The 26,701-nt window shown below is 38.8% G+C and carries 27 protein-coding genes; 15 read left to right on the top strand and 12 right to left on the bottom strand.

The window, feature by feature from the left end:
- Nucleotides 1-41: 41 nt before the first annotated feature.
- Entirely contained in the window at nt 42-1,037 is a 996-nt protein-coding gene (locus tag PQ478_RS15690) for a sodium:calcium antiporter (RefSeq protein WP_289234804.1), read from the bottom strand.
- A gap of 398 nt (nt 1,038-1,435) precedes the next feature.
- Nucleotides 1,436-1,957, bottom strand: coding sequence for an HD domain-containing protein (locus PQ478_RS15685; protein WP_012959734.1), 522 nt, complete (start codon nt 1,955-1,957; stop codon nt 1,436-1,438).
- 169 nt (nt 1,958-2,126) lie between these two features.
- Between PQ478_RS15685 and trhA the strand changes: the two genes are divergently transcribed.
- The 5 genes from trhA (at nt 2,127) to spxA (ending at nt 6,106) form a co-directional block, all read left to right on the top strand.
- Complete coding sequence (trhA, locus tag PQ478_RS15680) at nt 2,127-2,771, top strand: PAQR family membrane homeostasis protein TrhA (protein WP_012959733.1); 645 nt, start codon at nt 2,127-2,129, stop codon at nt 2,769-2,771.
- Nucleotides 2,772-2,928: 157 nt separating this feature from the next.
- Nucleotides 2,929-3,159, top strand: a complete 231-nt coding sequence (locus PQ478_RS15675; protein ID WP_075681082.1) for an excisionase family DNA-binding protein — start codon at nt 2,929-2,931, stop codon at nt 3,157-3,159.
- Between the two features lie 39 nt (nt 3,160-3,198).
- Nucleotides 3,199-4,410, top strand: coding sequence for a putative glycoside hydrolase (locus PQ478_RS15670; RefSeq protein ID WP_289234803.1), 1,212 nt, complete (start codon nt 3,199-3,201; stop codon nt 4,408-4,410).
- A gap of 198 nt (nt 4,411-4,608) precedes the next feature.
- Nucleotides 4,609-5,178 carry a GNAT family N-acetyltransferase gene (locus tag PQ478_RS15665; protein WP_289234802.1) on the top strand — a complete coding sequence of 190 codons (570 nt, stop codon included), beginning with the start codon at nt 4,609-4,611 and terminating at the stop codon, nt 5,176-5,178.
- Nucleotides 5,179-5,710: 532 nt separating this feature from the next.
- Nucleotides 5,711-6,106, top strand: a complete 396-nt coding sequence (gene spxA, locus PQ478_RS15660; RefSeq protein WP_012959728.1) for a transcriptional regulator SpxA — start codon at nt 5,711-5,713, stop codon at nt 6,104-6,106.
- A 49-nt stretch (nt 6,107-6,155) separates the two neighbouring features.
- Here spxA and PQ478_RS15655 read toward each other — a convergent pair whose 3' ends face one another.
- Entirely contained in the window at nt 6,156-6,824 is a 669-nt protein-coding gene (locus PQ478_RS15655; protein ID WP_289234801.1) for a TerC family protein, read from the bottom strand.
- Nucleotides 6,825-7,285: 461 nt separating this feature from the next.
- Here PQ478_RS15655 and mecA point away from each other — a divergent pair, with 461 nt between their 5' ends.
- The 4 genes from mecA (at nt 7,286) to pepF (ending at nt 12,820) form a co-directional block, all read left to right on the top strand.
- On the top strand, nt 7,286-7,939 hold the full coding sequence (gene mecA / locus PQ478_RS15650; RefSeq protein ID WP_012959726.1) for an adaptor protein MecA: 654 nt from the start codon (nt 7,286-7,288) through the stop codon (nt 7,937-7,939).
- A gap of 107 nt (nt 7,940-8,046) precedes the next feature.
- A complete protein-coding gene (cls, locus tag PQ478_RS15645) occupies nt 8,047-9,558 on the top strand; it encodes a cardiolipin synthase (RefSeq protein WP_075681074.1) in 1,512 nt (503 codons plus the stop codon).
- Between the two features lie 156 nt (nt 9,559-9,714).
- Nucleotides 9,715-10,917 carry a competence protein CoiA gene (locus tag PQ478_RS15640; RefSeq protein WP_289234800.1) on the top strand — a complete coding sequence of 401 codons (1,203 nt, stop codon included), beginning with the start codon at nt 9,715-9,717 and terminating at the stop codon, nt 10,915-10,917.
- A 100-nt stretch (nt 10,918-11,017) separates the two neighbouring features.
- Complete coding sequence (pepF, locus tag PQ478_RS15635; protein ID WP_289234799.1) at nt 11,018-12,820, top strand: oligoendopeptidase F; 1,803 nt, start codon at nt 11,018-11,020, stop codon at nt 12,818-12,820.
- 61 nt (nt 12,821-12,881) lie between these two features.
- Here the strand turns inward: pepF and PQ478_RS22005 are convergent, their stop codons facing one another.
- The 3 genes from PQ478_RS22005 to PQ478_RS15625 all read right to left on the bottom strand — a co-directional run bounded on the left by PQ478_RS22005 (nt 12,882) and on the right by PQ478_RS15625 (nt 14,637).
- Nucleotides 12,882-13,076: a hypothetical protein gene (locus PQ478_RS22005; RefSeq protein WP_152976469.1), complete on the bottom strand. Its 195-nt coding sequence runs from the start codon at nt 13,074-13,076 to the stop codon at nt 12,882-12,884.
- Nucleotides 13,077-13,300: 224 nt separating this feature from the next.
- Complete coding sequence (locus PQ478_RS15630) at nt 13,301-14,218, bottom strand: ClpXP adapter SpxH family protein (RefSeq protein WP_289234798.1); 918 nt, start codon at nt 14,216-14,218, stop codon at nt 13,301-13,303.
- Nucleotides 14,219-14,262: 44 nt separating this feature from the next.
- Entirely contained in the window at nt 14,263-14,637 is a 375-nt protein-coding gene (locus PQ478_RS15625; RefSeq protein ID WP_289234797.1) for a globin domain-containing protein, read from the bottom strand.
- Nucleotides 14,638-14,871: 234 nt separating this feature from the next.
- Between PQ478_RS15625 and PQ478_RS15620 the strand changes: the two genes are divergently transcribed.
- Nucleotides 14,872-16,911 (top strand): molybdopterin-dependent oxidoreductase, encoded by a 2,040-nt coding sequence (locus PQ478_RS15620; protein ID WP_289234796.1) that lies wholly within the window; start codon nt 14,872-14,874, stop codon nt 16,909-16,911.
- A gap of 38 nt (nt 16,912-16,949) precedes the next feature.
- On the opposite strand, the gene PQ478_RS15615 is transcribed toward PQ478_RS15620, so the two are convergent.
- The gene (locus PQ478_RS15615) at nt 16,950-17,660 is read right to left on the bottom strand and encodes a lytic transglycosylase domain-containing protein (protein ID WP_289234795.1); all 711 of its coding nucleotides are present in this window, start codon (nt 17,658-17,660) and stop codon (nt 16,950-16,952) included.
- A gap of 63 nt (nt 17,661-17,723) precedes the next feature.
- A complete protein-coding gene (locus tag PQ478_RS15610; protein ID WP_012959718.1) occupies nt 17,724-18,320 on the bottom strand; it encodes a CYTH domain-containing protein in 597 nt (198 codons plus the stop codon).
- A gap of 177 nt (nt 18,321-18,497) precedes the next feature.
- On the opposite strand from PQ478_RS15610, the gene PQ478_RS15605 reads away from it, so the two are divergent.
- The 4 genes from PQ478_RS15605 to PQ478_RS15590 are packed head-to-tail and all read left to right on the top strand — an operon-like array spanning nt 18,498 to nt 21,317.
- Nucleotides 18,498-18,884 carry a UPF0738 family protein gene (locus PQ478_RS15605; RefSeq protein ID WP_289234794.1) on the top strand — a complete coding sequence of 129 codons (387 nt, stop codon included), beginning with the start codon at nt 18,498-18,500 and terminating at the stop codon, nt 18,882-18,884.
- Nucleotides 18,885-18,905: 21 nt separating this feature from the next.
- On the top strand, nt 18,906-19,538 hold the full coding sequence (gene yjbM / locus PQ478_RS15600) for a GTP diphosphokinase (protein ID WP_031311579.1): 633 nt from the start codon (nt 18,906-18,908) through the stop codon (nt 19,536-19,538).
- 23 nt (nt 19,539-19,561) lie between these two features.
- Nucleotides 19,562-20,356, top strand: a complete 795-nt coding sequence (locus PQ478_RS15595; RefSeq protein WP_012959715.1) for an NAD kinase — start codon at nt 19,562-19,564, stop codon at nt 20,354-20,356.
- Nucleotides 20,349-21,317: an RluA family pseudouridine synthase gene (locus PQ478_RS15590; RefSeq protein WP_289234793.1), complete on the top strand. Its 969-nt coding sequence runs from the start codon at nt 20,349-20,351 to the stop codon at nt 21,315-21,317. The genes PQ478_RS15595 and PQ478_RS15590 overlap by 8 nt, the downstream gene beginning before the upstream one ends.
- 51 nt (nt 21,318-21,368) lie before the next feature.
- Here the strand turns inward: PQ478_RS15590 and PQ478_RS15585 are convergent, their stop codons facing one another.
- Together PQ478_RS15585 and prpE are read right to left on the bottom strand one after the other, a co-directional pair.
- On the bottom strand, nt 21,369-21,833 hold the full coding sequence (locus PQ478_RS15585) for a hypothetical protein (RefSeq protein WP_289234792.1): 465 nt from the start codon (nt 21,831-21,833) through the stop codon (nt 21,369-21,371).
- 64 nt (nt 21,834-21,897) lie between these two features.
- The gene (gene prpE, locus PQ478_RS15580; protein ID WP_289234791.1) at nt 21,898-22,635 is read right to left on the bottom strand and encodes a bis(5'-nucleosyl)-tetraphosphatase PrpE; all 738 of its coding nucleotides are present in this window, start codon (nt 22,633-22,635) and stop codon (nt 21,898-21,900) included.
- 203 nt (nt 22,636-22,838) lie between these two features.
- On the opposite strand from prpE, the gene PQ478_RS15575 reads away from it, so the two are divergent.
- A complete protein-coding gene (locus PQ478_RS15575; protein ID WP_012959711.1) occupies nt 22,839-24,902 on the top strand; it encodes a cation:proton antiporter in 2,064 nt (687 codons plus the stop codon).
- A 39-nt stretch (nt 24,903-24,941) separates the two neighbouring features.
- On the opposite strand, the gene PQ478_RS15570 is transcribed toward PQ478_RS15575, so the two are convergent.
- Both PQ478_RS15570 and PQ478_RS15565 read right to left on the bottom strand, forming a co-directional pair.
- Nucleotides 24,942-25,382, bottom strand: coding sequence for a class F sortase (locus PQ478_RS15570; protein WP_075681062.1), 441 nt, complete (start codon nt 25,380-25,382; stop codon nt 24,942-24,944).
- A 169-nt stretch (nt 25,383-25,551) separates the two neighbouring features.
- Nucleotides 25,552-26,373: a DUF4397 domain-containing protein gene (locus PQ478_RS15565; RefSeq protein WP_289234790.1), complete on the bottom strand. Its 822-nt coding sequence runs from the start codon at nt 26,371-26,373 to the stop codon at nt 25,552-25,554.
- Between the last annotated feature and the right edge of the window lie 328 nt (nt 26,374-26,701).

The following is a 26,701-nucleotide window of genomic DNA, read 5'->3' as shown; positions in this document are numbered from 1 at the left end:
GAGCCAGTCAGCTCTCTTCTTTTCGTTTTATTTCACTGTTTTTACTGAACAAAAATTAAGTATGAAGAAACAAAGTAGAGGGCAATTAACACGATAGATGGCAGGGCATATCTAAACGTGGAGTTAATTGGTTTCCTCACTAATGAATAGAGTACAACCACACATAAAATCGCTACAGCGGCCGAGGTGATTTGATGTACACTTGATACCGCAGAAATAATGGAACCTTTTTGATAAAAAATATCAGATGCACCTAATATTAAGATATTGAATAAATTACTACCAAGGATCGACCCGATAGCTAAGTTATAATTTCGAAGCTGAAGTGCTACTAATACAGATACTGCTTCAGGCAAGGAAGTAGTAGCTGCGATGAGAAAACTTCCTACAAAGCTTGAACCAAGTCCGGTGACAACAGCTATTTTATCACCAGAAACTGTAAGTAATGTTCCTGCACCCATAATGACTACAGCAGCGATAATAAAGCCGATGATTGCAGTTTTTAGTGGAATGGCAGAAAAATCATGGGCAGATTCTTCTTCATCAGCCACTGGCACAGGAGCTTTAGATTCTTTATTGGACATTTTTGAAATATACCATACACCAAACCCATAAAGAATGATTAAAATCCATATATCCACTCCAATATTTAGAAATGATATGTCAATTCTTATGGTCAATGCAAGCAGAGCTACAATAGCAAGCAATAATCCAAGGCTGGCAGTAAAGAAATGAGAGTGATCCGCATGACGGAATATTTGCTGCTTACGAAAGTACAAGTCAAAGCAAGCGATGATTAGTAAATTAAACATATTACTGCCAAAAACGTTTCCCACTGCAATATCTGGGTTATCTAGTACGATAGCCGATACACTAGTTGTTACCTCAGGCAAAGAGGTTGCTCCAGCAAGAAATATGGTACCAACCACCATCCCCCCGAGTGATGATTTCTCTCCAATGGTATCAGCATATGTTGACAGCTTAATGGCTGCAAGAACAGTGATAATGGCTGCTATTATAAACCAGACGAAAACCATATAAAAACCTCCTCAATAATATAAATCATCAATCAAAAATATAAATCAAACTCAAAACAAAAATAAGAAAAGTCTGTCTAGAACACAAAAAAGACCTTTTTATGAGAGTTTGCCCAATAAAGCAAACTCTCATAAAAAGGTCTTGCGTACTTTGAATAATCAAAGCTCAATGAACCGAGTGTTATCCACTGTCATGACGACTCATTGACCATAGGTCGCTACTCCCCTTTTTAGGGCTAACTGTATTCGATTAAGTATTAATGTAGCATGTGGATTGCGGGGCGTCAATGATTTTTATTTTGGCCGCACATAAGAGGAGGATAGTTATAGCATAAAAGGTTAATCAAAATAGATTAACCTTTTGTTGTACTATTTATAATGAAGTCCATGTCTCTGTATTATGTGGTTTGGGATAAGGCGAGTGCTACTAATTCGTCTAGTTCGGCAAGCATTTTTCTTGCTCTCTCATCTGAGATCGTTCTGTAATGATGTTCCCCGCTTGGCTCTTCATCTGCCTCATCAGCTAAGGCAACCACTTGTTGAAGGGGGTTTAAATGAAGCTCTCCTTGAGGCAGATATGAATCGGTATGGAGAAGAATAGCAAGGGCAATTTCTTTTGCTGATTTTGGATGTTCTCCAAGACGAATCAGCAATTTGTGTGCACGCTCTGCCCCTTTAATCGCATGAATATCATTTTGTTTGTATAAATCATAATCCCACTTCCCGTTGCGATACCAAGTATAATGGCCAATATCATGAAGAAAAGCAGCTTTTGTCGCAAGGTCAGGGTTCACATTGTATTTTTTTGATAATTTATAGGCATGAAAGGCACAAGCAATTGCGTGCGCCATCCCAGAACGTTTTACGAATTTTTGAGTGATTGGGTGATTAAAAAGTTGAATTAATGTGACATGTCTCATGAAACTGGCTCCTTTCAAGTATGGTAAGATATCTAACGAGCAAAAAATGTATTTTTACTATTATATAGAGGACGAATAGTAGATGCAACGAAAATGTACGATTTGTTTATTATTCTTTTATCCCATTCTCTGTTATAATAAAGCAATTATTAGCAAAAAGGAGAGACGAATGGATACAACACATACATTTTCAAAAGGCGAAGAAATAGCAAATGCTATCACTCACGGTATTGGGGCATTATTAAGTATTGCCGCATTAGTATTACTCATTGTCTTCTCAAGTTTACACGGATCAGCTTGGCATGTTGTCAGCTTCACCATTTTTGGAGCAACGATGCTTATGCTCTATATCTCATCAACGATGTTACATGCTCTTCCACCAGGGAAAGCTAAAAATGTATTTGAAGTGTTAGATCATGCCTCTATTTATTTGTTTATTGCGGGTTCTTATACACCGATTTTATTTATCGTCGTTCAAGGCGCATTAGGTTGGACATTGTTTGGAGTTGTTTGGGGTCTTGCGACGATCGGGATTGTCTTTAAAGCTTTTTTTGTTAAAAAATATTTATTTTTATCGACTGTATTTTACATTTTAATGGGCTGGTTAGCTCTATTTGCTATTCAGCCTATTATGACCAACTTAGGTACAGAAGGGCTGATCTTCCTGATTGGAGGAGGACTTTGCTATACGATTGGAGCAATCTTTTATGTGTGGAGAGGATTTAAATATCACCATGCTATCTGGCATCTTTTCGTTTTAGCAGGGAGTGTACTGCACTTCTTCCTCGTCATGATTTTTATTCTTCCATTATAGAAGGTAAAAGGTTAAGTGGAAGGTTAAAACGATAGGCACGACACGATAGAGAATTGAGAGAGCCGAATAACGAATGTCGTTGTTCGGTTTTTTTGAAGGAGCTTCAAGGGTGACTTCATGAATTAGAGACGTTATAATTCAAGTGGGAGGATTATACATGTATGTAAGCATCGAGGATTTAGCGGAATATCTTGGAGTATCCAGCCTCTACATTAAAGAACAGATTCAAAAAGGCAATATTCGTGCCGTTTTTGATGGGAATTCGTACTTAATAAATAAAGCACAGTTTTCAAAGCATAAGGAACAAATTGACTTAAAGAAAAAGCAATTAGCTGAGGAACTTGCAGAACCTATTCCTGAAGATTGGGATGCAAAAGATGAAGATTAATACATAAAGACAATAGTTAGGGAGAAAGGTTGTGTATGAATGGGGAAATATCTCGGCATAGTCATGATCGTAATGACTTCTTTACTCTTATTTGTTATGTCACCAGTATCAGCAGAAGAGGCTTCTACAGTGCAGGCTAAAGACCATGCCTTTAAAGTGGTTGAACGTTCGCCTCTTGGGCTGCCAGAGCAATTAAATCGATTTGTCTATGATTCAGGGTACCATTTTACTTATCCGGAAGACGGGGTTCGAGGGATTTATGTAACAGGAAATTCAGCTGGAGGAGAACGCTTTGAAAGTCTTTTAGAATTAGTTAATTCAACCGACCTTAATTCAATGGTAATCGATATTAAAGAGGATCATGGGCATCTCACCTATCGACCTGAAGAGGATTCTCCTTTTTATGGAATTTCTCAAAACTTCATTTCCAATACGGAACAAATGATGGAGACATTAGAAGAGAATGAAATTTATCCGATTGCAAGAATTGTTGTTTTTAAAGATTCGATCTTAGCCGAAGAACGTCCGGATTTATCCTTTCTTGATAATGGACAAGTTTGGAAAAATGGACGAGGAGAAGCATTTGTTAACCCATTTCTAAAAGAAGTATGGGACTACAATATTGATATTGCTGAAGAAGCAGCCAAAATGGGTTTTAAAGAGATTCAATTTGATTATGTAAGATTTCCCGAAGGATTTGAGAGAAGAGATGAGATGCTTCAGTATTCAGTTGGTGAATATGAAGGCGGAGATGGTGATAATATTCAAAAGCGTGTCTCTGCAGTAACCGATTTTGTTGCTTATGCTAGAGAACAATTAGCTCCATATGACGTGGACGTATCTGTAGACATCTTTGGTTACGCTGCGACGATATCAGAAGCGCCTGGTATTGGCCAAAACTTCTCAAAAATATCTGAGAATGTTGATGTAATCTCATCTATGATTTACCCAAGCCACTGGACACCTTATTTTGGACTTGATAAACCAGATCTATATCCATATGAGTTAACAAAAGAGTATGCAAAAGTTGAAAATCAAGTATTGGGGGCATTAGAAGAATCACCTGTTTCTCGTCCATGGATTCAAGACTTTACAGCCAGTTATTTAGGATCCGGAAATTATCTCGTTTACGGTAAGGAAGAAGTTGAAGCTCAAATACGAGCTTTAAATGAGGAAGGAATTGATGAGTTCTTATTGTGGAATGCATCAAACCGATACACCGAAGGGGTGAATTATAAGCCTCTAGATTAAAGAGTGTCCGACTGGACGCTCTTTTTTGTTTTCTAGAGTATATCGTAGCATCTTAGAAGTATTCTATGAGAAAGAGGTGTGATCTCGGTTAGCTTCATCGTGTGAAGTTATCTCACAATAGATGATGTAAAGTGCGAGTTTATAGTTTTTGAAAAGAGGAATATACTAGTAATAGTACATTATACGGAGGTCATAATTGTGAATTGGTATGAAAAATTAAATAAGTATTTTCCTGTTGAAGAAATGAAATCAAAAGAACACATGGAACTGTTATTAAAAGAAAAAGCAGATATTTACCATAAAGATGAAGGGCCAAATCATGTTATGATGTATGTAGAAACAGATGACTTTACATTTGTAGATTATTTGTTTGTTTCTAAAGACGCTAGAGGCCAGGGGTTAGGTAAGAAGCTTCTCGATAATCTCAAAGCAAAGCATAAGCCAATTATCCTTGAAGTTGAACCAATTGATTATGAAGAAACGGACACAGAAAAAAGACAGCGCTTTTATAATCGTGAAGGGTTCAAACATGCACAGTCTATAGGATATCGCCGACGTTCACTAGCGACAAACGAAGTGAATGAACTTGAGATCCTATATTGGTCACCAACGGATGAATCTGAGCATAGCATCTATGAAAAAATGAAGCACACGTATGAAAATATCCATACGTATAAGGATAAAGAATTATATGGTTCTTCATATGAGGATGTCGATCAGGTTCTTACGTATAATAATCCAAGTGACGATGATCAGCCGACTGTATAAGTGAGCTCTTGACGCCAAGTAAAGGATGGTGTTCTAGATGAAAGGTTCACAGAAGAACAAGTTGAGAAAACGTAAAAGAGACATGGTGAAAGATTTCCTTAAGAAAAAGGCAAAAAATTTAAAAGGGATTCCTAAAAGAAGGCCGATGACACAGCCTTCAAAACGGACACCTGCATCCTAGTAATGCACAGGCTATGTACAAAGTATGTACATAGCTGTTTTTATGCAGATAAATATCTTGAATTTAAAATGTCTACCATTTATGTGACGATCATGTGACAAGTAAGGCATGAAACGAAAAAACAGCGTATAATCAACTAAGTAAACATAAATGTTTAAAAACTTTTACGTTTAATGTTTGGAGTATGAGGGTACTAGGTAAGTGCATATAGAGTACTTTGTTCAACTATTGTACAGATAATTTGAACTTTACCTATACAAAACTTAAAAAATCCATTATAATTAGATCTATAAGACAATTCCCAACAATCTTCATCAATAGATCTCATTTCTGGAAGGAGAGGTCCACACGATGGTTACATTATTAACTTCACCAAGTTGTACATCTTGTCGAAAAGCAAAAGCATGGTTAGAGGAAAATAACATTCCGTTTGAAGAACGTAATATTTTTTCTGCGCCGCTTTCAGTGGAAGAAGTGAAAGAAGTCGTACGCATGACCGAAGATGGAACGGACGAGATCATCTCAACAAGATCAAAAGTGTTTCAAGAGTTAAATGTAGAATTAGAATCTTTATCACTTCAAACACTCTTCAAAATAATTAGTGATCATCCCGGCTTGCTTCGTCGCCCGATCATTTTTGATGAGAAACGCCTGCAAGTTGGATACAATGAAGCGGAAATTCGTCGCTTCTTACCAAGGAAAGTTCGTTCTTTCCACTTAGAAGAAGCAAAACGCATGGTTAACTAATACAAAACCTTCTAGTTAAAACATAAACTAGAAGGTTTTTCTCATCTCACTATATAATGTGGCCCATGTATTTTTTCTTTGTAAGATAGCCTAGAAGAAGAACCCCCCCAATGACTATAACTTGAAATGCAATTGAAAAAGATGGGTGCTGAGTGAATAGAGGCGATAACATGTTTTCGTGCTTAATCATTCTCGTTGCTGTAAAGGCCAAAATGGCAGCACCGAAATAAATAATAATAGGAAAGCGATCAAAAGCTTTTAGAATAATTTTGCTGCCCCATATAATAATAGGCACTGAAAAGAGGAGGCCTATTAAAACAAGGTTTGTGTTTCCGTGAGCGGCTCCCGCTACAGCAATGACATTATCAAAACCCATAACAAAGTCTGCAATGACTATTGCTTTTATTGCTGAATAAAGACTGTTTCCGCCATTAATAGTAGTATGGTCATCTGGTGTAGCTAGAAGGGAATAGGCTATGTAAATTAATAGAGCACCGCCAATTGCTAATAAAAACGGAATTGCTAGTAATTCTACTGCTATAAAAGTTAAGCACATCCTAATCAAAAGGGCTAATGTAATTCCTAAAATAATCGCCTTATTACGAACATCTGGATGAAGATGTCTGCATGCTAAGGCGACAACAATCGCATTGTCTCCCCCTAAAATAATGTCTACACCGATAATGGTTACTAATGAGATCAACCAATCTATATCCATTTATGCATCAGCTCCTATAGTGTATAAGCTAAATCCATCATATTTATTCTTGACATAACATAAAGTGATCTGTAACAATTAAAAGTCATAACAGCTAACGAGCCAAAATGATCTAGCTTGTCTTCACACTCTATAGAACACATATATTTATAGGCAGGCTAAATTATGATGAAAACCTCATAAATGAAGCAGTGTGATTATTGGAATGCCTTTTTTCTGAAAAATCATAGAAAAATAGGTTTTTAGATTTCCATTTTGAGCTTATATGTCATAAAATATAAGAAACAGATAATATGCTCTATAAATCATGTCTTAAATAATTGATCGTTGAAACCAGCTAAGATTGAGACTAGTAAGGATGTAGGTTATTTTAGTATGAAATAGGGCAAGCTGAGTCGATAAGAATGATATAGACTTTTACTTTTCTGTTTGATTAAAGTTCGATAGGAGGGAGAGCGAACATGGATATTGAACGCGTGAATGATACAACAATTAAATTCTTTATTACGTATAAAGATATTGAGGACCGGGGCTTTGACCGAGACGAAATTTGGTATAATCGTGAACGTGGCGAAGAGCTCTTCTTCGAAATGATGAATGAGGCAAATGACCGAGATGAATTTGAATTAGATGGACCTTTATGGATTCAAGTTCATGCATTAGATAAAGGGTTAGAAATTGTGGTTACCCGCGGACAAGTGAGTGATGGCAATGTGAAACTCGAAATCCCTGTAAGTCAGGATAAAGAAAATACTGACGAGAACATCGTTGACTTAATGACAGGTCATTCAAGTGAAGACGATGAAGGTATTGATACAGATCAGCTAGAAATTGTGATTGGTTTTAATGATTTTGAAGATATTATTTCGTTAAGCCATAACTTTTTTATAGACGATCTTGAAAATGAACTATATCATTTCGAAGGACGTTATTATTTGCATGTGCTATTTAATGACGATCAATATAACGAAGATGAGCAGGATGACATGTTAAGTCAAATGCTTGAATATGGATACGAAACAGACCTTTCCATTCACCGTATGCAAGAGTACGGCAAGGAGATTATTGGAGAATATGCTCTTAAACACCTAAGAGGTCATTTTCCACAAAATTAACTGATGTAAGCCGATTTCATAAAGAAGTCGGCTTTCTTTTATCTTGATCAATGTTAAAATAAGGTTGTTAATCAACCACCATTTATTAATTGCCATGGGAGAATAAAATGAAAAACAGATTAAATGTTTTAGCTTTTTTTGCGCTATTATTTGCGGCCCTGTACATTTCAAGAGGTTTTCTGCAAAGCTGGATGGTAGGAACACTGAGCGTTGTGTTTACTCTATCCGTTATATTTATTGGCATTATTATTTTCTTTGAGAACAGACATCCTACAAAAACCCTTACTTGGCTTCTAGTGTTAGCGGCATTTCCAGTCGTCGGCTTTTTCTTTTATTTAATGTTTGGACAAAATCATAGAAAAAGTAAGCGGTTTTCTAAAAAAGCAATAGAAGATGAACGAGCCTTTCAAAAAATTGAGGGGCAGCGGCAGTTAAATGAAGAGCAGCTGAAGAAAATGGGAGGGCATCAACAATTATTGTTCCGCTTAGCTCATAAGTTAGGCAAAAACCCGATCTCCTTTTCAAGTGAAACGAAAGTATTAACAGATGGAAAGGAAACCTATGCTCATATCCTGCAAGCACTAAAAATGGCCGAACACCATATTCATCTTGAGTATTATATCGTTCGGCATGATGACCTTGGTAACCAAATTAAAGATATTTTAATTTCTAAAGCCAAGGAAGGAGTTCACGTACGTTTTTTATATGATGGGGTAGGGAGCTGGAAGCTTTCGAAGTCATATGTCGAAGAACTGCGGGTTGCAGGAGTGGAAATGGTTTCGTTCTCACCTGTAAAATTACCTTTTTTAACTCATACAATTAATTATCGTAACCATCGCAAGATTATTGTCATCGATGGGGTAGTAGGATTTGTTGGTGGTTTAAATATCGGTGATGAATATCTAGGTAAAGATGCATACTTTGGTTATTGGAGAGATACACACTTGTATGTAAGGGGAGAAGCTGTTAGAACACTTCAGCTTATTTTCTTGCAGGACTGGCATTATCAGACAGGTGAAACGATTTTAAACCAAACGTATTTATCTCCTTCACTATCAATGACAAAGGGCGATGGCGGCGTTCAAATGATTGCAAGCGGGCCGGATACGAGGTGGGAAGTGAATAAGAAGCTATTCTTTTCAATGATCACTTCTGCAAAAAAATCGATTTGGATTGCAAGTCCGTATTTCATTCCAGATGATGATATTTTAAGTGCTTTAAAAATTGCCGCTTTAAGCGGGATTGATGTCCGAATCCTTGTCCCAAACCGTCCAGACAAGCGAATTGTTTTTCATGCCTCAAGGTCTTATTTCCCTGAGCTGCTTGAAGCAGGAGTAAAGGTTTACGAGTATAACCGTGGTTTTATGCACAGTAAAATAATTATTGTCGATCATGAGATAGCATCAATAGGCACATCTAATATGGATATGAGAAGTTTTCATTTAAACTTTGAGGTGAATGCCTATTTATATCGTACGAGCAGTGTGACAAAGCTTGTAAGTGATTATGTTTACGATCTCGAGCATTCTAACCAAATTAACTTTTCATTGTTTAAAAACCGACCATTTTTCCATCGGCTTATTGAATCAACCTCAAGGCTTTTATCACCATTATTGTAAACGTACAAATAAGTCATAAATCCCTCTTCTTATTATTAATTAAGAATGGGGATTTTTTATTTCAATTAAATGAATGATTTAATTATTTGAAATAAACAGGAGATCGAGAAGAAGAGGTCGAATAAATCCTTATCTTAGAATGGAGGTGTTCCTCAGTTGTTAACTGCAAAACTAAAAGATGGCTCAACTATTTCAATGTGTGATCAGTGGACCTATATCCAGTTAAAGGATATGAGAGAGGAAGTGAATTTTTATTGTCCCTGTTGTACAGCCGAACTGCTGCTCAAGATTGGCGACAAGAAACAATGGCATTTTGCTCACAAAAAAGGATCTTCATGTACTGTTCAAGGGGAGCCTGAATCCCTTTATCATTTGAGAGGGAAAAAGCAGCTGTATGAATGGATCAGAAAACAGGGCTATAAAGCTGCACTTGAAGTATATCTTCCGCTCATTAGACAAAGACCAGATGTGTTATTCAAAGTGAAAGATCAGCTTTATGCTATCGAATATCAATGTTCAGTTATTGAAGAGAGCCAAATACGAAAAAGGTCGAAAGGGTATGAGCAGCTTGGCATCATTCCTATTTGGATTTTTGGCGGCAATCGTTTAAAAAGGGTAGGTGCAAAGGTCTTTTCTATCCAATCGTTTGAATGGTATGCCAGTTCGATTATACGTGATATCCCCTCTGTCATTCACTATTATTGTTCCGACCTTCAAAAATTTATCACTCTCACTCATCCCGCTCCGATCTCTAAAATGAAACACGTAGCTCCCCTTCGTGAAGTTTCGAATCAGGACTTTTTACTATCCCACTTATTGCATATGCCAGAGCCAATTTCATCCTTTAATGAGAACTGGATAGAGGTCAAAAAGAAATGGCGCTATGCTAAAATATATCCTTACCCCACCCCAACCGATCAATTTTTTCATCAATTATTGTATCATCACCGTATCCCGCCTTCTTTATTTCCCATAGAGGCTGGATGGCCCACTCCTTCTTATTCCTTGATTGAAACCTCTCCTCATATTTGGCAGACGTATTTATTGTATGCCTGTCTTCTTCAAAAGCCAATTCACCACCCTATTACGTTTCGTTCTATTCATTCATGCTTTCTTAAAAAGGAAGGGAAACGTTGGCTGAAAATGAGGTCTTTTTATCAGCCAGTCTATTTAGAAGAAACGCTAGCTGGGTATCTCACATTTTTAACGGAAGCAGGCTTTCTGCAGGTAATCTCTGAGCAGCCCAAAACGTATATGAGGCTTAGGGATGCTGTAATTCCCACTACTGTAGAGGAAGCGAACCAGCTTGATCATAAACTATTGCATCAATCCCGTAAAAACTCAAATGTGGATAGTTAATAAAGAAAGGAAAAATCTCCTTGATGACGAATACTATAAGTTGGGAAGGAATGATTTCACACCTTCTCTTTTTGAGTGATCATATTTGGAGGGATTAATCTTGGCTAAACAACGTTTAAAAAGAACTGAGGTACCTGAAGCTTCAAAATGGGACCTAGAAGCTATTTTTGCGACAGATAAAGAGTGGGAAGAAGAGTTTTCTGCTGTAAAATCTCTTTACCCGCAAATGACCGCATATAAAGGGAAACTAGGAGAATCAGCTGACAGTCTATACGAAGCACTTCAAAAGCAAGATGAGATCAGCGAGCGCTTAAACAGACTATATACGTATGCTCATATGCGCAATGATGAAGATACAACAAATTCACTCTATCAAGGGCTGCATGAAAGAGCAATGAGCCTAAGTGCACAAGTTGCACAATCTGTAGCATATTTAACTCCTGAACTGCTAGAGCTTGATGAGAAAATAATCAAGCAATTTATTAATGAACACGAGGGATTAAACAGATATGAGCACATGTTGGAAGAATTATATAAAGAAAAGCCGCATGTGTTATCTGAAGCAGAAGAGGCAATCTTAGCTCAAGCGAGTGAAGCGCTTCAAAGTCCTGGGCAGACGTTTGGTATGTTAAACAATGCAGACTTAACATTTCCGACAATAAAGGATGATGATGGTGAAGATGTAGAGATTACTCATGGCAGATTTATATCTTTACTTGAGTCAAAAGACCGTAAAGTGAGAGAAAATGCATTTAAAGCCGTTTATAATACATATGGGCAGTTTAAAAATACCTTTGCTCAAACATTAAGCGGCCAAGTGAAAAAAGATTTATTCTTTGCAAATGTACGGAAGTACCGCTCGGCTAGGGAGGCAGCATTAAGTCAAAATCATATCCCAGAGGTGGTATATGACCAGTTAGTAGAAACGATTAATAAAAATATTCACTTGCTGCATCGATATGTGAAGCTGCGCAAAAAAGTACTAGGCGTTGAAGAGCTGCATATGTATGACTTGTATACGCCGTTAGTAGAAGGCAGCAAGGTCAAAGTTTCTTATGAAGAGGCTAAAGATCTTGTAATCCAAGGGGTCGAGCCGCTTGGAGAAGAATACGTGAACGTCTTAAAAGAAGGTTTTACTAAACGCTGGGTCGACGTAGAAGAAACGGTTGGTAAGCGCAGCGGGGCTTATTCTTCAGGTGCTTACGGAACGATGCCCTACATTCTCATGAACTGGCAGGATAACATCGATAACTTATTTACATTAGCTCATGAATTTGGCCATAGTATGCACAGCTACTATACTCGTAAGCATCAGCCTTATGTCTATGGGGATTACACTATTTTTGTCGCTGAAGTTGCTTCGACGTTAAATGAATCATTATTAAATAATTACTTAGTTAAAACGACAACAGATAAACAACAAAAACTGTACCTGTTAAATCATTTTCTAGAAGGATTTAGAGGGACAGTTTTCAGGCAGACAATGTTTGCTGAGTTTGAGCAAAAAATTCATGAACTGTCTGCTGACGGGGAGGCTTTGACCCCTGAATTGTTAACAACAACCTATTATGAATTAAACAAGAAATATTTCGGTGAAGAAATGGTTGTAGATGAAGAGATTGGTTTAGAATGGGCACGCATCCCTCATTTCTATTACAATTTCTATGTCTATCAGTATGCAACGGGCTACAGTGCTGCAGCAGCTCTTTCAAAGCAGATATTAGAAGAAGGGGAGCCTGCGGTTGATCGTTACTTATCCTTCTTAAAAGCAGGGAGCTCTAATTTCCCAATCGAGGTGCTGAAGGAAGCTGGTGTAGACATGACGTCTAAAGAGCCAATTGAAGAAGCGCTCCGTTTATTTGAAGAAACACTTGATGAAATGGAACGTTTATTAGAAGCATAGGTAAATGTATACATTGTAAGGAGGCCCCGCGTTGACTATAAACGCGAGGCCTTTTTATAAGCTATCTGTACCCCTTAAATCGGTTTTGTTTCAATGGAGGACTAATGGTAAATAGAATAGAAAGAAACAATAGTGGAGCTGCCACAAACAGTGGGAACATACTCATTAGGGATAAGATGTAAAAATAAAAGGCAATGATGATTAAAATGATCCCGATAAAGCGCTTTGCCTTGGTCAATGTCAATCTTCCTTTCATTAGGAAATAGTCATCTTAAGTCAGTAGGTATGTAATATATATATGAGGGTAAGGTCTGTTTAAGACAAGTTTTTACACATATGACGATATGATGAACGATGCAGAATCAATATTGTCTTACCTTGATGCATTTGATATTCTATACATGTGAAACACATCACATTCTCTCCCCCATAGAGGATGAAAAGAGCGCCTCATATTGAGACGCTCTTTTATCAACTCTTTTAGCTGCCGATATACCTCCAAAAGGTTCCGTATTTCACCGGCACGGCTTCTACTTTTTGCTGAAGTTTTAACAATTTTAATTGCTTTTCAGCTTCCTCAGGAGCTAAATCAAACACAACCGCTACTTCAATTGTCGCCACGAAATTATATCTCTTAAGGAACTCTTCGATCGAAATAGGCTCGGCTTTTTCCGGTGTATAGCCTAGGAGTTCTTCAATCATTTGAACGTAGATGTGATAAGGATACAAGCCTGTAATACTTAAACCTTCTTCGTCTACATTATTATTGAAGAATACAAAGGTCGGAACCACTTCAACGCCCATCTCATTTGTTGTTTTTATATCACATTGAAGAGCCTTCTTTGCAAGTGGTGACTCAAGGTCTTTCTTAAATTCTTCTAAATCTAAATGAGCAGATTCGGCACAATTCATAATGATCTCATCTTCGGTAATGTTTTTTTTCTCCAAAAACAAATACTCTCTTAATTTACGCAAAAAGCGTGAACCTGCGTGCGGCCCTTGTAGTTCCGCAGCTTTAATGGCAATGGATGCTTTATATGGAGAAGACCATTCATGTTCTAACCATACATCCCCATCACATGACATCCCGGTTTCATGAGCAATTTTTTCCCAAACCTTAGCTATTTCACTCTTTTTGGCTAAGCCTTTTTTTGTTTCTTGGCAGAAATTCCATGCTTGTAATCGACCAGCGACTAGAAATCGAATTTTGAAATAAGCCCCGTACTCTACTTGGAGCTTTTTTAATATCGGTTCAAACGCCCAGCATTCTGCGCATAGCGGATCAATAAAAGTATATATTTCCAGCGGCTTACGTTTTGTTTGCAAGGGGTGTTCAGGATCCAGACCACATATGCCGTGTTCGTTATCACAAGATGAATGGAGCGCTTTTGGTTTCAATGGTCATTCTCCTTTCTTAAAAGCTTTTTCATTAAAGGAAGTCTCTATTTATTAACCATATGATGAGCAGTCATCGTCAATCTTTCCATCATGTATTCACGTATAAGACCTTCTACATTCACAGTATCCATTGCTTTATTCATACAAGACAGCCATGCTTCTGCTTCTTTTTTAGATATAGGAAATGGCATATGTCTTGCTCGTAACATAGGATGACCATGCTCTTCTGTATAAAGGGAAGGACCTCCTAAAAATTGAGTCATAAATTGTTTTTGTTTACGGGCCGTTTCCGTTAAATCCTTTGGAAATAAGGGGGCTAGGTCCGGATGATTAGCTACGTATGAATAAAACGTATCGACCAACTCTGAAAGAACGGCTTCTCCGCCGAGGGCTTCATAGGGTGTCATTTGGTTTGACATGTATCTCGCTCCTTAACACACAGCCGGTACACTCTTAAGGTGAGAGCTAGTATAATTAATATAAAAGAGCAGCTGCATAATTTGACCTATCTGTACCTTACTGTTTGTGATTATAATTGCTCAATCATTACTGTTTCATATTGTAGCAACCTCAAACAACTTCGGCAAATAATCTGTTTGCTATTAACAGTATAGAATAGCCTTTAGCTTTTTAAAAAGAGGGGAGCGGTTCTTTTGAATCATCCGAAAGATATGAACATGACCAAGTTACATACAGTATGTCCTCATAATTGTCCTGATACTTGCGGTCTGACCGTAGGTGTTCGACAAGGTGTTGTGCAACATGTAACCGGACAAGCGAGCCACCCTGTTACAAAAGGAGTCATTTGTGAAAAGGTAAGACATTATCCTAAAAAGATCTATTCAGAAAAAAGGCTGAAAAAACCGCTCAAAAGAATAGGGGAAAAAGGGGAAGGGAAGTTTGCAGAGATAAGTTGGAGTCAAGCAATAGCAGAGATCTCAACAGAGCTTTTAAATGTGAAAAAGAGATACGGAGGGAGGAGCATCCTGCCGTATAGTTACAGCGGTACGATTGGAGTCATTCAAAATGCCAGCATGGACCGGCGCTTCTTTAATCGTCTTAATTCGGCAATGATTGAGCGTACGATATGTTCAGCTGCAGGTAATGCTGCCTTTTTGTATACGATGGGTGCACAAGTCGGTTTAGATCCTGAAGATACTGTCCATTCATCTCTCATCATTATTTGGGGAGCGAATACACTGCTAACAAATATCCATCAATGGCTGCTAATAGAAGAAGCGAGAAAAAAGGGAGCGAAAGTTATTGTAATTGATGTAGAGCGGACAGAAACTGCTAAAAAAGCAGATCAATATATTCAAGTGTCTCCTGGAACTGACGGTGTGCTTGCTTTAGGTTTGATTCATGTTTTATTTGAACAGGAGCTGGTTAATCAGACATTTATCCGCCGTCATACAATAGGTGTAGATCATTTGAAAGAAGAAGCTTTGGCATACACCCCTGAATATGTAGAAGAAATGACTGGTGTTAAAGCAGAAGTGCTTAAGCAATTAGCTATTAAGTATGCTGCACATAAAGCTTCCTTCATCCGTATTGGCAATGGGCAGCAGCACCATACAAACGGAGGAATGAATACACGGGCGATTTTATGTTTGCCAGCGTTGACCGGTGCATGGCAGCATCGGGGCGGGGGAGCGATCTTTTTTAATTTAAGTCAAGGCAGGGTGAATTCAAAAGCACTTGAGCGGCCCGATCTTCGCACAGAAAAAGCAAAGCTTATTAATATGAATAGTCTTGGTGAGGCATTGGTGGCACGAAAGGACCCTGTTAAAGCATTGTTTGTCTATAATAGTAATCCAGCTTCAGTGAATCAAAATCAGATAACTGTTTTAAAAGGGTTAAAAAGAAAAGATTTATTTACAGTTGTGCATGAGCAAACGATGACTGAAACGGCCATGTATGCAGATTATGTACTACCTGCAACAACAGCGATGGAGCATCTAGACTTATATAAATCCTACTGGCATCGCTACTGGCAAATAGGGAAACCGGTCATTAAGTCTCTAGGAGAAGCGGTTTGTAATACGGAATTATTTAGAAGACTGGCGGATGCATGTGGTTTTAAAGAAGAGTGTTTTTTAGAAGACGATGATTCCCTTATCCGACAGGCCATAAAAGACAAGCCCAAACACTGGCAAGAAGATCTGTTAGCAGGGAAGACTGTGAAATGGCCTTTAGAAGATGTAGATGATGTGGAACCTTGGACGGCGGGAGATTACCTTACTCCATCTGGTAAAATTGAATTTTATTCCGAACAAATGAAACAACACGGCTTACGACCTGTCCCTTCCATCAATAAATTGATGAAAAGGGGGGAGGATGAATGGTGGCTTTTATCCTCACCGCATCGAAGGGGTTTAAATAGTCAATTTCTATCAAGTTTTTATGACGAGGGGGAAGAAGAGCCTCTTGCCGTTATTCACCCGAAAACAGCAGGGAAATGTAAAATTGTTGAGCACGACACGGTTTCGCTGTTTAATCGAAATGGGTCCATTGAGGTGAAGGTGAAAGTTGACGATCGTGTAGCTGAATCGGTCATCATGATTAGAGGGGTATGGCCGCATAAAGCATTTGGCGGGAAGAATACAAATGCTTTAACTACGAATAAACTTTCCGATTTTGGCGGCGGAGCGACCTATTTCACTACATTGGTAAAAATAAAGAAGAAACAGTAAAAAAACACCCCCCTTATAAGGATGAAAGGGGGGTGTACTCATGCATTTAGATACGTATTATACACTTTTGGGACGTAATTTTGGGTTTCTTTGAATGGCGGGATGCCATTATAACGGTCAACATTTCCTGGTCCTGCGTTGTATGCCGCAAGAGCAAGTTTCACGTCTCCTTTATATTTATCAAGCATTTGACGTAAGTATTTAGTTCCGCCCTCAATATTTTGTTTAGGATCTAACATATTATCTACCTTAAGCATACGGGCAGTAGCTGGCATCAGCTGCATTAAACCAGTCGCTCCTACATGACTTCTAGCAGATGGGTTAAAGTTAGACTCGTGTTTAATCACAGCATAAATTAACTTTGAGTCTACATTGTATTTTTTTGCTGCAGCTTCAATAAAGGAGGCAAATGGGGCGCTGCTGTTTAATGGCTTTGAATATTGATGCTCTTGTGAATGAACCTTATCCCCTTTACTCGTTCGGCTTTGAACCTGACTAGCTTGATCAGATACACTTGATTGTTGCATCTGCAAAAATAAATAACGGTCTCTTAATGAGGGGTTCATAAATAAGTCTTGGTTTCTACCTATCGAAGTACCCATCATCGAATTGCTTATTTCATTTGTATTCTCTTGCAGTAAGAAGGCAGCAAAGAGAGGGCGTAAAGAAGCGGCTTGAGTCGTCGTGTCCTGAGTCACATTTCTTATAAAAGGCTGCGTGTTGACAGAGTTTAAAAATGATAAATCCATAAGGTTACCTCCGTAAGAGATTTAACCTAACTTTACCAAATATTTCACTAGGCAACAATTAGTTTATGATGATAATTGTTGTTTTCTGTCAAAGAAACGCTCAACTTTATTCGGTGTAGGGGCTTGGGAGAGGTTGGCGCTCGTTAATAGGTTTTCTATTACGCTTTGTGCATGCGATAAAGTACTGCCTTCAAATTCAACTTCATAGTCAACTTGATCTAAGTAGGTACTTTTATCAAAGCACAAAATGCCATTCTCATATTCCCCTTCGATCCGGCTTGTTGTCAATGTACCTAAGTAGGTTAATGAATCTACGTTAACACCCAGCTGCATGAGTTGCTCACACACCTCACCTGAAGGAAGTTCTCCTGTATTAATAGCATGCTCTGCTTCATTTAAAGAGAGCATCTGATGGGTTTCAAGTAAGCCTTCTTGTTCGGGTTTATTGTTCGGTTCTTTTAAAGTGAGCGTATAGTTCCCTTCTTTTTCTCGAATTCGAAGGGCAGATCTTTTACTTTTAAGAATAAAGTCAGCTGTTTCAAAGTAATGATTTTTTTGAGTAACAGCATGTTCAACAGAGTAGTTTACTTTTTGGATTAAATGGTGGAAAGCCTGTTCTGTAACTAATGATTTTACTTCAATTTCAATTTCTTGCGACATATCGGCTCACGTCCTTATATTTTGAGATTTTCTCATTATCTCACAGCTCTGTTGTCCACTCAATACAGATCTTAATTCCCTTGTGCTTCTAATAGGAATGAACATAAGTGTGTGGTAAACTTGTGTGGTAAACTATTGAAGATAAATACTCTATGAATGTGAATGTTGGAGGGTACTATGAAGAAGTTGAACGTATTAGAAATTACAAAAAATAGTGAGGTGTATGCTGCAGCGTGTAAGCATACATTTACTCAGGATGAAATCAAGAGAATCAAAGCCGGAGAGAGAATGCTGGTTGATTCTGATGGGTTAGCACTTATATACATAATAGAAGACGATGAGCAGTTTTACTATGTATCTTTTGGTCAAAATACATGGCCTTTGCTCAATGAAGCGTATAAGACAGAGGCTCCGCTTATTTTAGAATTTGATTCTAATCATACACTTGAGTTAGTGCAGCTGCATGCTGAACTAGATTTTCTTTTAGAGAATATTGAAGGGAACAGCAATTATGGTGAAGAGTTAGAGACAGCTGTTTGTGAAGTGTTTAAAAAGACTGTTTAGCAATGGACGGATGGTGATTGAATGAGTGACTGGGGAACTTTTTTAATGCCTTATAAGCAAGCGGTTGAAGAGTTGAAAGTGAAATTAAAAGGGTTGCGCGAACAATATCAGCGATCTTCTAATCATACACCGATTGAATTTGTCACGGGACGAGTCAAGCCTATCTCTAGCATTGTAGATAAGGCAAAACGAAAAAATATTCCTTTAAATGAACTCGAGGATAAAATGCAGGATCTTGCGGGAGTTCGTATTGTTACACAATTTGTGGAAGATATTGAAACGGTTATAAAGTTAATTCGCACACGCACAGACTTTGACATCATAGAAGAACGGGATTATGTGGTGGAAAAGAAACCAAGCGGATATCGTTCGTATCATTTAGTGCTCCGTTATCCTGTCCAGACGATTGAAGGCGAGAAGAAAGTATTAGTAGAGCTTCAAGTCCGCACGCTTGCAATGAATTTTTGGGCAACGATTGAACATTCTCTTAATTATAAGTACAGCGGAGAAATTCCAGAAGATATAAAGATGAGGTTAATGCGTGCGGCCGAAGCTGCCTTTAAGCTTGATGAGGAAATGTCGATTATACGTGATGAGGTAAGAGATGCTCAGGAAATATTTATTCAAAAACAAGAGCAAGGCAGAAAGCTATAGGAGCAGGAAGGGATGAGGACCATATGAAATTTACCGTCACTTCGCGTGGTGATGATCTATCTAACACATTACAACAGCGAATCAAACGATATTTGTTAGATTTTGGATTAGTATATGATGAAGAAACTCCTGAGATGGTTGTAACAGTGGGCGGAGACGGTACCTTGCTTCAAGCTTTTCACGACTACAGTGAACGTCTTGAAGATACTGCTTTTGTAGGAATCCATACAGGCCATTTAGGATTTTATGCAGATTGGGTGCCAGATGAGGTGGAAAAGCTTGTGATTCACATCGCTAAGACTCCTTATCAAATTGTTGAATATCCGCTGCTTGAAGTCGTCATTAGGCATGAGGGCGAAGGGAAGTCTGAGCGCCATCTTGCATTAAATGAATGTACGGTTAAAAGCTTAGAAGGTTCTCTTGTAAGTAATGTACAAATTAAAGGAGATACATTTGAGGTCTTCCGCGGTGATGGGTTATGTATTTCAACACCATCTGGAAGTACAGCTTACAATAAAGCTCTTGGCGGTGCTATTTTGCACCCTTCTCTTGCTTCCATTCAAATAGCTGAAATGGCTTCGATTAACAACAGGGTATACCGGACAGTAGGCTCGCCGCTTGTCTTGCCGCAGCATCATACCTGTTTGTTAAAGCCATTAAATAATGTTGATGTTCAAGTAACGATTGATCACTATACACTTGATCACAAAAGAGTGAAGTCGATTCAATGCCGGGTTGCAGAAGAGAAGATCAGGTTCGCTAGATTTAGACCGTTCCCATTTTGGAAACGTGTAAAGGATTCATTTATCGGTGAGTAACATGTCTCAAAATGAAAGCATGTCTTGTAAAATAGAGTGGGTTGTACCAGCGAATGTTGTTTCTTCAAACGCTTGTTCTTCAATCAATGAGGGAATTAATGAGGGAATCCTCCTTAGAACATTTTTGAGGGAAGTTATTGAGATTTCTAAGAAATCGCTAGCCGACATAAAATTTAAGGGTGGAAAAATTCTCGTTAATCAAAAGGAAGTCACGGTTCGAACAACAATATTCAGTGGGGACAGAGTGGAAGTGTATGTACCGCCTGAGCCTAAAAATGAATCACTGAGGCCTGAATGCATCCCCCTGGATATTCACTATGAAGATGACCACCTTTTAGTGATAAATAAGCCGCATGGAATGCCTACCATTCCATCTAGAGAGCATCCAAGTCGTACGCTTGCTAATGCCGTTATGGGGTACTATGAAAGCCATCATATTCCCTTTACCTTTCATGCTGTTAACCGGCTGGATCGTGATACTTCAGGCCTTTTAGTTGTAGCTAAACATGGGTTAGCTCATGATCAATTGTCTAAAGGACAAAGGGCTGGTAAGCTGAAACGATATTACCTGGCTTTAGCTGAAGGCTTTGTTCAACCGAGAGAAGGAACGATTCACGCTCCCATTAAAAGAAGGCCCTCAAGTATTATTGAACGGATGGTTGCAGCTGATGGTCAAGAGGCGATTACTCATTATAAAGTAATCAATGATAATCAAGCTTATTCTGAAGTAGAGATTAATCTTGAAACGGGCCGAACTCATCAAATCCGTGTACACTTTGCTCACTTAGGGCACCCATTACTTGGGGATGATCTTTACGGGGGGAGTATAGAATTGTTGGCCAGACAAGCTCTTCATTGCCAAAGAGTTGAATTGATTCATCCGTTTACAGGGAAGCATCTTCACTTTTCTGCTTCACTCCCTAAAGATTTGATTGAAGTCAAAGACAAACTCATAAAATAAAGCGAAAAGCATCCTAAGAATCCTTTTGCTAGGACCCCTAGGATGCTTTTTTTATTCTGTAGTCACTTGGTTTACAGTCATTCGTGCAAGTTCCGTTTCAGATTCGTCTATCACAGCTACTTCAATCACTCCCTGTAATTCATCGATCGGCTCTTCAACTTGATAAGCGAAGGATTCAGAAATAAAATAACTTCCATTCGGTTTTATATCGAATGTTTCAAGGTTTCCTTCACGGTCCATGAATGCGAAAGGAGATTCTTGGTCTAATTGGTCTAAAAGATTTTCATCATTTATATGAAACTGAACACTTAATGGCCCTGAAGGAATAGCAGTAGGGTTTTCAAAACGCGTATAAATTGTGAGCAATGATCGTTCCTCATCCACAATTAAACGAGTCGCTTCTTCATCAATTATCACTTCTAAAGACGGACCACAGCCGGATAATAGGAAGATAAGCAATAGGAAGAACCATTTCACTTTTGATTTTTCTAGTTTAATTTTTATTTGATCTTTCAATCTTTTTCAACTTCCTTTTTAAATTAATCAATTAGGTTTAATCAATTAGGTTTACTAAATACGTTTAAGCAAATGAACGGAACTTTTCTTCGACATATGGCATAGAAGAAGAAACTTCTACTGTTTTCATTTCAGGGTACCTTAAGGCGGTCAGCTTTCCCCCGAATACACAGCCTGTGTCAATATTTACTGTATGATTCAAAAAGCGCGGCTCTTTGACTGGCGTATGCCCATAGACTACAACTGCACGTCCATTATAACTTTTTGACCAATCTCTTCTAACAGGAGTGCCATCAGGGTTTGTTTCACCTGTAATATCACCATACAATACAAATGTCTTGACCCGTTTATTTGTTTGGCCAATATCCTTGGCTTGAATCCCGGCGTGAGCAATAACAAGGTTTCCGCTATCCAAAACGTGGTATAGAGGGGACTTCTCTACAAGGAAAAGAAACATTTTTCGGATTTGGCTGTATTCCTTTTTTGATACGTTATTTAATTCTGCAACGGTTGTCTCTAAACCATGTTTTTGTTGGACATTTCTACCTAGAAAAAATCTATACAGTTTATCACAGTGATTACCAGGTACATAATACGCTTGGTCATCTTTCACTAAGCTATAAACTAATTTTATGACCTTTAGTGAATGAGGACCCCTGTCTGTGAGGTCTCCTACAAAAGCAAGTTTTCGTCCTTGTGGATGGGCAAAACTTGTATTAGATTTTTGATATCCTAATTTTTTAAGCAGTAATACCAATTCTTCATAACACCCGTGCACATCGCCAATACAATCTATGTTCAAAGATTTCACTCCTTAATAATCATTTTAAGACATGAAAGAATACATGCATTTTAGCATAAATTCTTCCATACGAGATAAGGATATACAAACTATCTCTATTTCAATAAAAAATGTAAGGGTATACATTTTAGTTCTTCGTTGACAATGAAGAGATGCTTTCTTTAAGATGGTTAGGATAAATAAAAATAAAAGGTGTGCTGATTTTGTTTGAACAACCCGTGACGAATCCCGTCCTTATTTTTGCTATTGCTATGGTTGTCTTTTTAATTGCCCCGTTAATCATGGCGAAATTGCGTATTCCTGGAATTATAGGTTTAATCTTAGCCGGGGTCATTATTGGTCCTAATGGTCTTGGGATGCTTGATCGCGACCCCACCATTGTATTACTTGGAACAGTTGGACTTCTGTATATTATCTTTATTGCAGGTCTTGAGATTGATTTAGATGGATTTAAAAAATATCGTACAAGAAGCTTGTTTTTCGGTTCTATGTCATTTACTATCCCGTTTATACTTGGAACCATTATTGTTTACCTGCTTGGTTATTCTACAGCCGCCGCCATCTTACTTGGCTCGCTGTTAGGTTCACATACGCTGCTGGCCTATCCTATTGCCAGCCGTATTGGGATAACGAAGAATAAATCGGTAACGACCACTGTTGGCGGGACGATTATGACGGATACTTTAGCCCTTCTTATCTTAGCGGTAGTGGCAGGCTCTACTCAAGGTGAACTAACAGCTAATTTCTGGTTTATCCTGCTCGTATCTCTTGCACTTTATGTAGCTGCGGTACTAATATTAGTACCGATTGTAGCTAAATTTTTCTTCCGTACATTGAGCAGTGAAGGAGCACTTGAATTTATCTTTGTAATGACGGTTCTGTTTGTATCAGCTTATTTTGCGACAATAGCAGGGTTAGAACCTATTATAGGGGCATTCCTTGCTGGTCTTGCGTTAAACAGATTTATTTCTGAGCAGGGTACATTGATGAATCGAATCAAATTTGTAGGTAATGCTTTATTTATTCCATTCTTCTTATTATCAGTTGGAATGCTGATGGATATAAGTATATTATTGTCGGACCCGTCTGCATGGCTTATGGCAGCTGTTGTCGTGACACTTGTTATTAGCGGTAAATTTTTAGCTGCATGGATTGCAGGTAAAATCTATCACTATTCGTCCGACGAAATTAAGCTGATGTTCGGATTATCGATTCCGCAGGCAGCTGCAACATTAGCTGCGACATTAGTCGGTTATGACCTTGGCTTGTTTAATCAGGCTACTGTAAATGCAGTGATCGTCATGATCTTAGTGACATGTATGATCGGTCCATATATGGTTGAAGTATATGCCCGCAAGATTGCTTTAAAGGAAGAGCAGCGGCCGTATGAGCCGTCAGAGGCACCGCAAAGAGTGCTAGTGCCGGTAGCCAATCCAAAAACGATGGAATCCCTGCTTGAGCTTGCTTTTATTATTAGAGGGAATTCACCTGAGCCACTATATACATTATCCGTTGCCCAGGGGCGCGGGGAAGAGGCTCCTGAGAAAATCATTCAAGCAGAGAAAACTCTTAGTAAAGCGGTAAGCTATGCCGCTGGCGCTGAGGTGCCTATGCAGATGTTAACACGCGTGGATCCGAATATTACTTCAGGTATGATCCGGGCTATGCAAGAGTCTAGGATCACTACAGCCGTTATAGGGTGGAATGGTAAACTATCGACCCCGCAGCGGATGTTTGGAGGGATATTAGATCAATTGCTTGAAAGAACGAACCAAATGATTTTAGTGTCTAAGCTGGGTCACCCTTTAAATACGACGAAGAGACTTGTCGTTATTATTCCTTCAGGTTTTGACCATAAAAGGGCCGCGTATGAGTCCATTCGTACAGCTAAGCAGCTTGCAAGTCAAATAGGAGCGATCATTACTGTTTATGTGATTCATGATGAGACAAAAAGCTATGAGAAGATGTTTGACAAGGTGAAACCTGATGTACAACTTCAAGTGATCGGTGTTCCTACATGGAATGAATTACACCACTCCTTTATGCCGCAGCTGCGTAAAGATGATCTAGTTGCTGTATTAAGTGCAAGACGAGGTACTCTTGCATGGCATCCGCAGTTAGAGCGGCTGCCTCGAGTGCTTGCTGTAGCGAAGCCAGAGAGCTTTATTATGATTTATCCACCAGATAGGGAACCGGTTGATTTGCGTGGATCTAGAGGGACAGATGTACCCAGAACAATGTTATCTAATAAATCTTACGAAGAATAAGAAGAAAGAAGCTAGGCCGATCCAAGGCCTAGCTTCTTATTATTGACTAACAAGTTCAGTTGTCACGACTAACCTTTCGCGGTGTGTCCGCTCTACTCTGTCAAATTCACCTGTACAGGTAATCAAGTTTAAACGCTTAGCAGAAGTGTAACCGAAGATTTGATCGATTGGAGCGTCATCGTACGGATAAATTTCCATACTTGTCACTTTAAATTCGAGTGTCTGGCCTTCTTGGTCAGTTACATACACTTGATCGCCAACCTCTAACTGATTGAGATGAAAGAATATGGCTGGACCAGTTCTTGAGTCCACATGACCTGCAAGTACTGCACTCCCTTGACTGCCGGGTTTGGCCCCCGGTTGAAACCAGCCCACTTCAAATGGGTCGTCCGGAACCTCCATTTGCCGCTCGTCATTCAATCCGACCTCTAAAACGTCAGCTTCGATCTCGATCTTTGGAATAGAGATGGATGCCGGCACAATCCCTGATTGGTGTTGTATGGCTGACGGTTTTACTTTCTCTTGTGTGGCCGCTTGATTGAGAGCAGGTGAATCGTTCGTTGTAAGAGCGGGAAGTGGCTCAGCAGCTATATCAGTCTGCTTGCACCCGCTAACAATGAACGTGCTGAGAGCAACAATGATTAGTAAATTACGCTTCTTGTTTACGACGAATGTTAAGAAAAAAGACAGCTGCCCCGAGTGCTAGTGCTCCTGCAAATAAAATTGGCATGAAGCTAGTGTTGTTTTGTGCACCGCCCATCCCTGTAGCAGGCATTTCAGCTGGCATCGCTTCGTGTGACATGTCACTTAATACAATGACATCAAGTCCAGGTTCTCCATCAGCAAATCCTACTGCAAAAACACTGTAAAGCATGTCTGCTTGAAGTTCAGTCGCTGGAAGCTCAAGCACAACATCTTCTGTTCCTGCAACTCTGATTTCAAGATCAAATGTAGCAGGTGCTGTTTCTAAATAATCAGTAACAGCTTTAAAAGGTGCATCTTCGAATAATACATCCCCGCCTGCTACTGCTACATCTACATTTGGCGCATCAGGAGAAAAGTGTCCAACTCGTACTTTCGTTTGTCCCGATGTAGTCATTTGTTCGTCATTAATAATAGAAAGCTCAAGATTTTCAACCGTATTAACAGCGGCTACTGTGTAAGCTTCTCCGCCTTCAACAGATAGTGTAGCAGAGAGCACTGGTTCTTCTTCTTCAACCGTACCAGCAGCAAAGATTTCTACCTCATGATCTCCTGATGGAACATGAAGGTAATCAGTTGCCGCTTTGAAATCGGCCCCTTCCACGACAACATCTCCATTTAATACAACATCTACAGCTGGTGCATCAGGCGAGGCGTGTACAACACGAACTTTCGCTTCATCATCCCCATGGTCCGCAGCCAGTCCTGCACCTCCAAATGATAAGGTTAGGGCCCCGACTAATGATAAAATGAATCCTTTTTTCAACATAAAATCATCTCCTCGTATTTGATTATTTTTGTATGACTATTACTATTTTGAAAGCCTTCCAACAAAAATAGCCACCTCCTTATACAAAATGTTTAAGTTTTGTTGTACTAATGTACAGTTTTAGTTTAGCTTTATTCCGTTGAAATTGTCAAAACATTAGCTATACTAATTCGAAAAAATATGACGATAGACCTAATTTGTATAATGTTCTCTAATTGGGAATGTTAGAAGAGAAGGAGGGATGACCTATGGAGCCGCTTATAATATGTCCTAAATGTCATAATAAGAAAGAAATTAGACATTTACTAACTGCTCAGTCAAATCAAAA

The sequence above is a fragment of the Alkalihalophilus pseudofirmus genome (assembly GCF_029094545.1).
Taxonomy (GTDB): Bacteria; Bacillota; Bacilli; order Bacillales; family Bacillaceae_D; genus Alkalihalophilus; species Alkalihalophilus pseudofirmus.
Note: the sequence above shows the minus strand (reverse complement) of the source record. Positions and strands in the feature narration are given on the sequence as shown.

Coding starts and splice junctions, on each gene's coding strand:
- trhA (WP_012959733.1), top strand. CDS start 2,127: ATGGATACAACACATACATTTTCAAAAGGCGAAGAAATAGCAAATGCT.
- PQ478_RS15595 (WP_012959715.1), top strand. CDS start 19,562: ATGAAATTTACCGTCACTTCGCGTGGTGATGATCTATCTAACACATTA.
- PQ478_RS15625 (WP_289234797.1), bottom strand. CDS start 14,637: ATGTCAAACCAAATGACACCCTATGAAGCCCTCGGCGGAGAAGCCGTT.
- PQ478_RS15690 (WP_289234804.1), bottom strand. CDS start 1,037: ATGGTTTTCGTCTGGTTTATAATAGCAGCCATTATCACTGTTCTTGCA.
- yjbM (WP_031311579.1), top strand. CDS start 18,906: ATGAGTGACTGGGGAACTTTTTTAATGCCTTATAAGCAAGCGGTTGAA.
- spxA (WP_012959728.1), top strand. CDS start 5,711: ATGGTTACATTATTAACTTCACCAAGTTGTACATCTTGTCGAAAAGCA.
- PQ478_RS15675 (WP_075681082.1), top strand. CDS start 2,929: ATGTATGTAAGCATCGAGGATTTAGCGGAATATCTTGGAGTATCCAGC.
- PQ478_RS15565 (WP_289234790.1), bottom strand. CDS start 26,373: ATGTTGAAAAAAGGATTCATTTTATCATTAGTCGGGGCCCTAACCTTA.
- PQ478_RS22005 (WP_152976469.1), bottom strand. CDS start 13,076: ATGAAAGGAAGATTGACATTGACCAAGGCAAAGCGCTTTATCGGGATC.
- PQ478_RS15670 (WP_289234803.1), top strand. CDS start 3,199: ATGGGGAAATATCTCGGCATAGTCATGATCGTAATGACTTCTTTACTC.
- PQ478_RS15655 (WP_289234801.1), bottom strand. CDS start 6,824: ATGGATATAGATTGGTTGATCTCATTAGTAACCATTATCGGTGTAGAC.
- PQ478_RS15605 (WP_289234794.1), top strand. CDS start 18,498: ATGAAGAAGTTGAACGTATTAGAAATTACAAAAAATAGTGAGGTGTAT.
- PQ478_RS15615 (WP_289234795.1), bottom strand. CDS start 17,660: ATGGATTTATCATTTTTAAACTCTGTCAACACGCAGCCTTTTATAAGA.
- mecA (WP_012959726.1), top strand. CDS start 7,286: ATGGATATTGAACGCGTGAATGATACAACAATTAAATTCTTTATTACG.
- PQ478_RS15610 (WP_012959718.1), bottom strand. CDS start 18,320: ATGTCGCAAGAAATTGAAATTGAAGTAAAATCATTAGTTACAGAACAG.
- PQ478_RS15685 (WP_012959734.1), bottom strand. CDS start 1,957: ATGAGACATGTCACATTAATTCAACTTTTTAATCACCCAATCACTCAA.
- cls (WP_075681074.1), top strand. CDS start 8,047: ATGAAAAACAGATTAAATGTTTTAGCTTTTTTTGCGCTATTATTTGCG.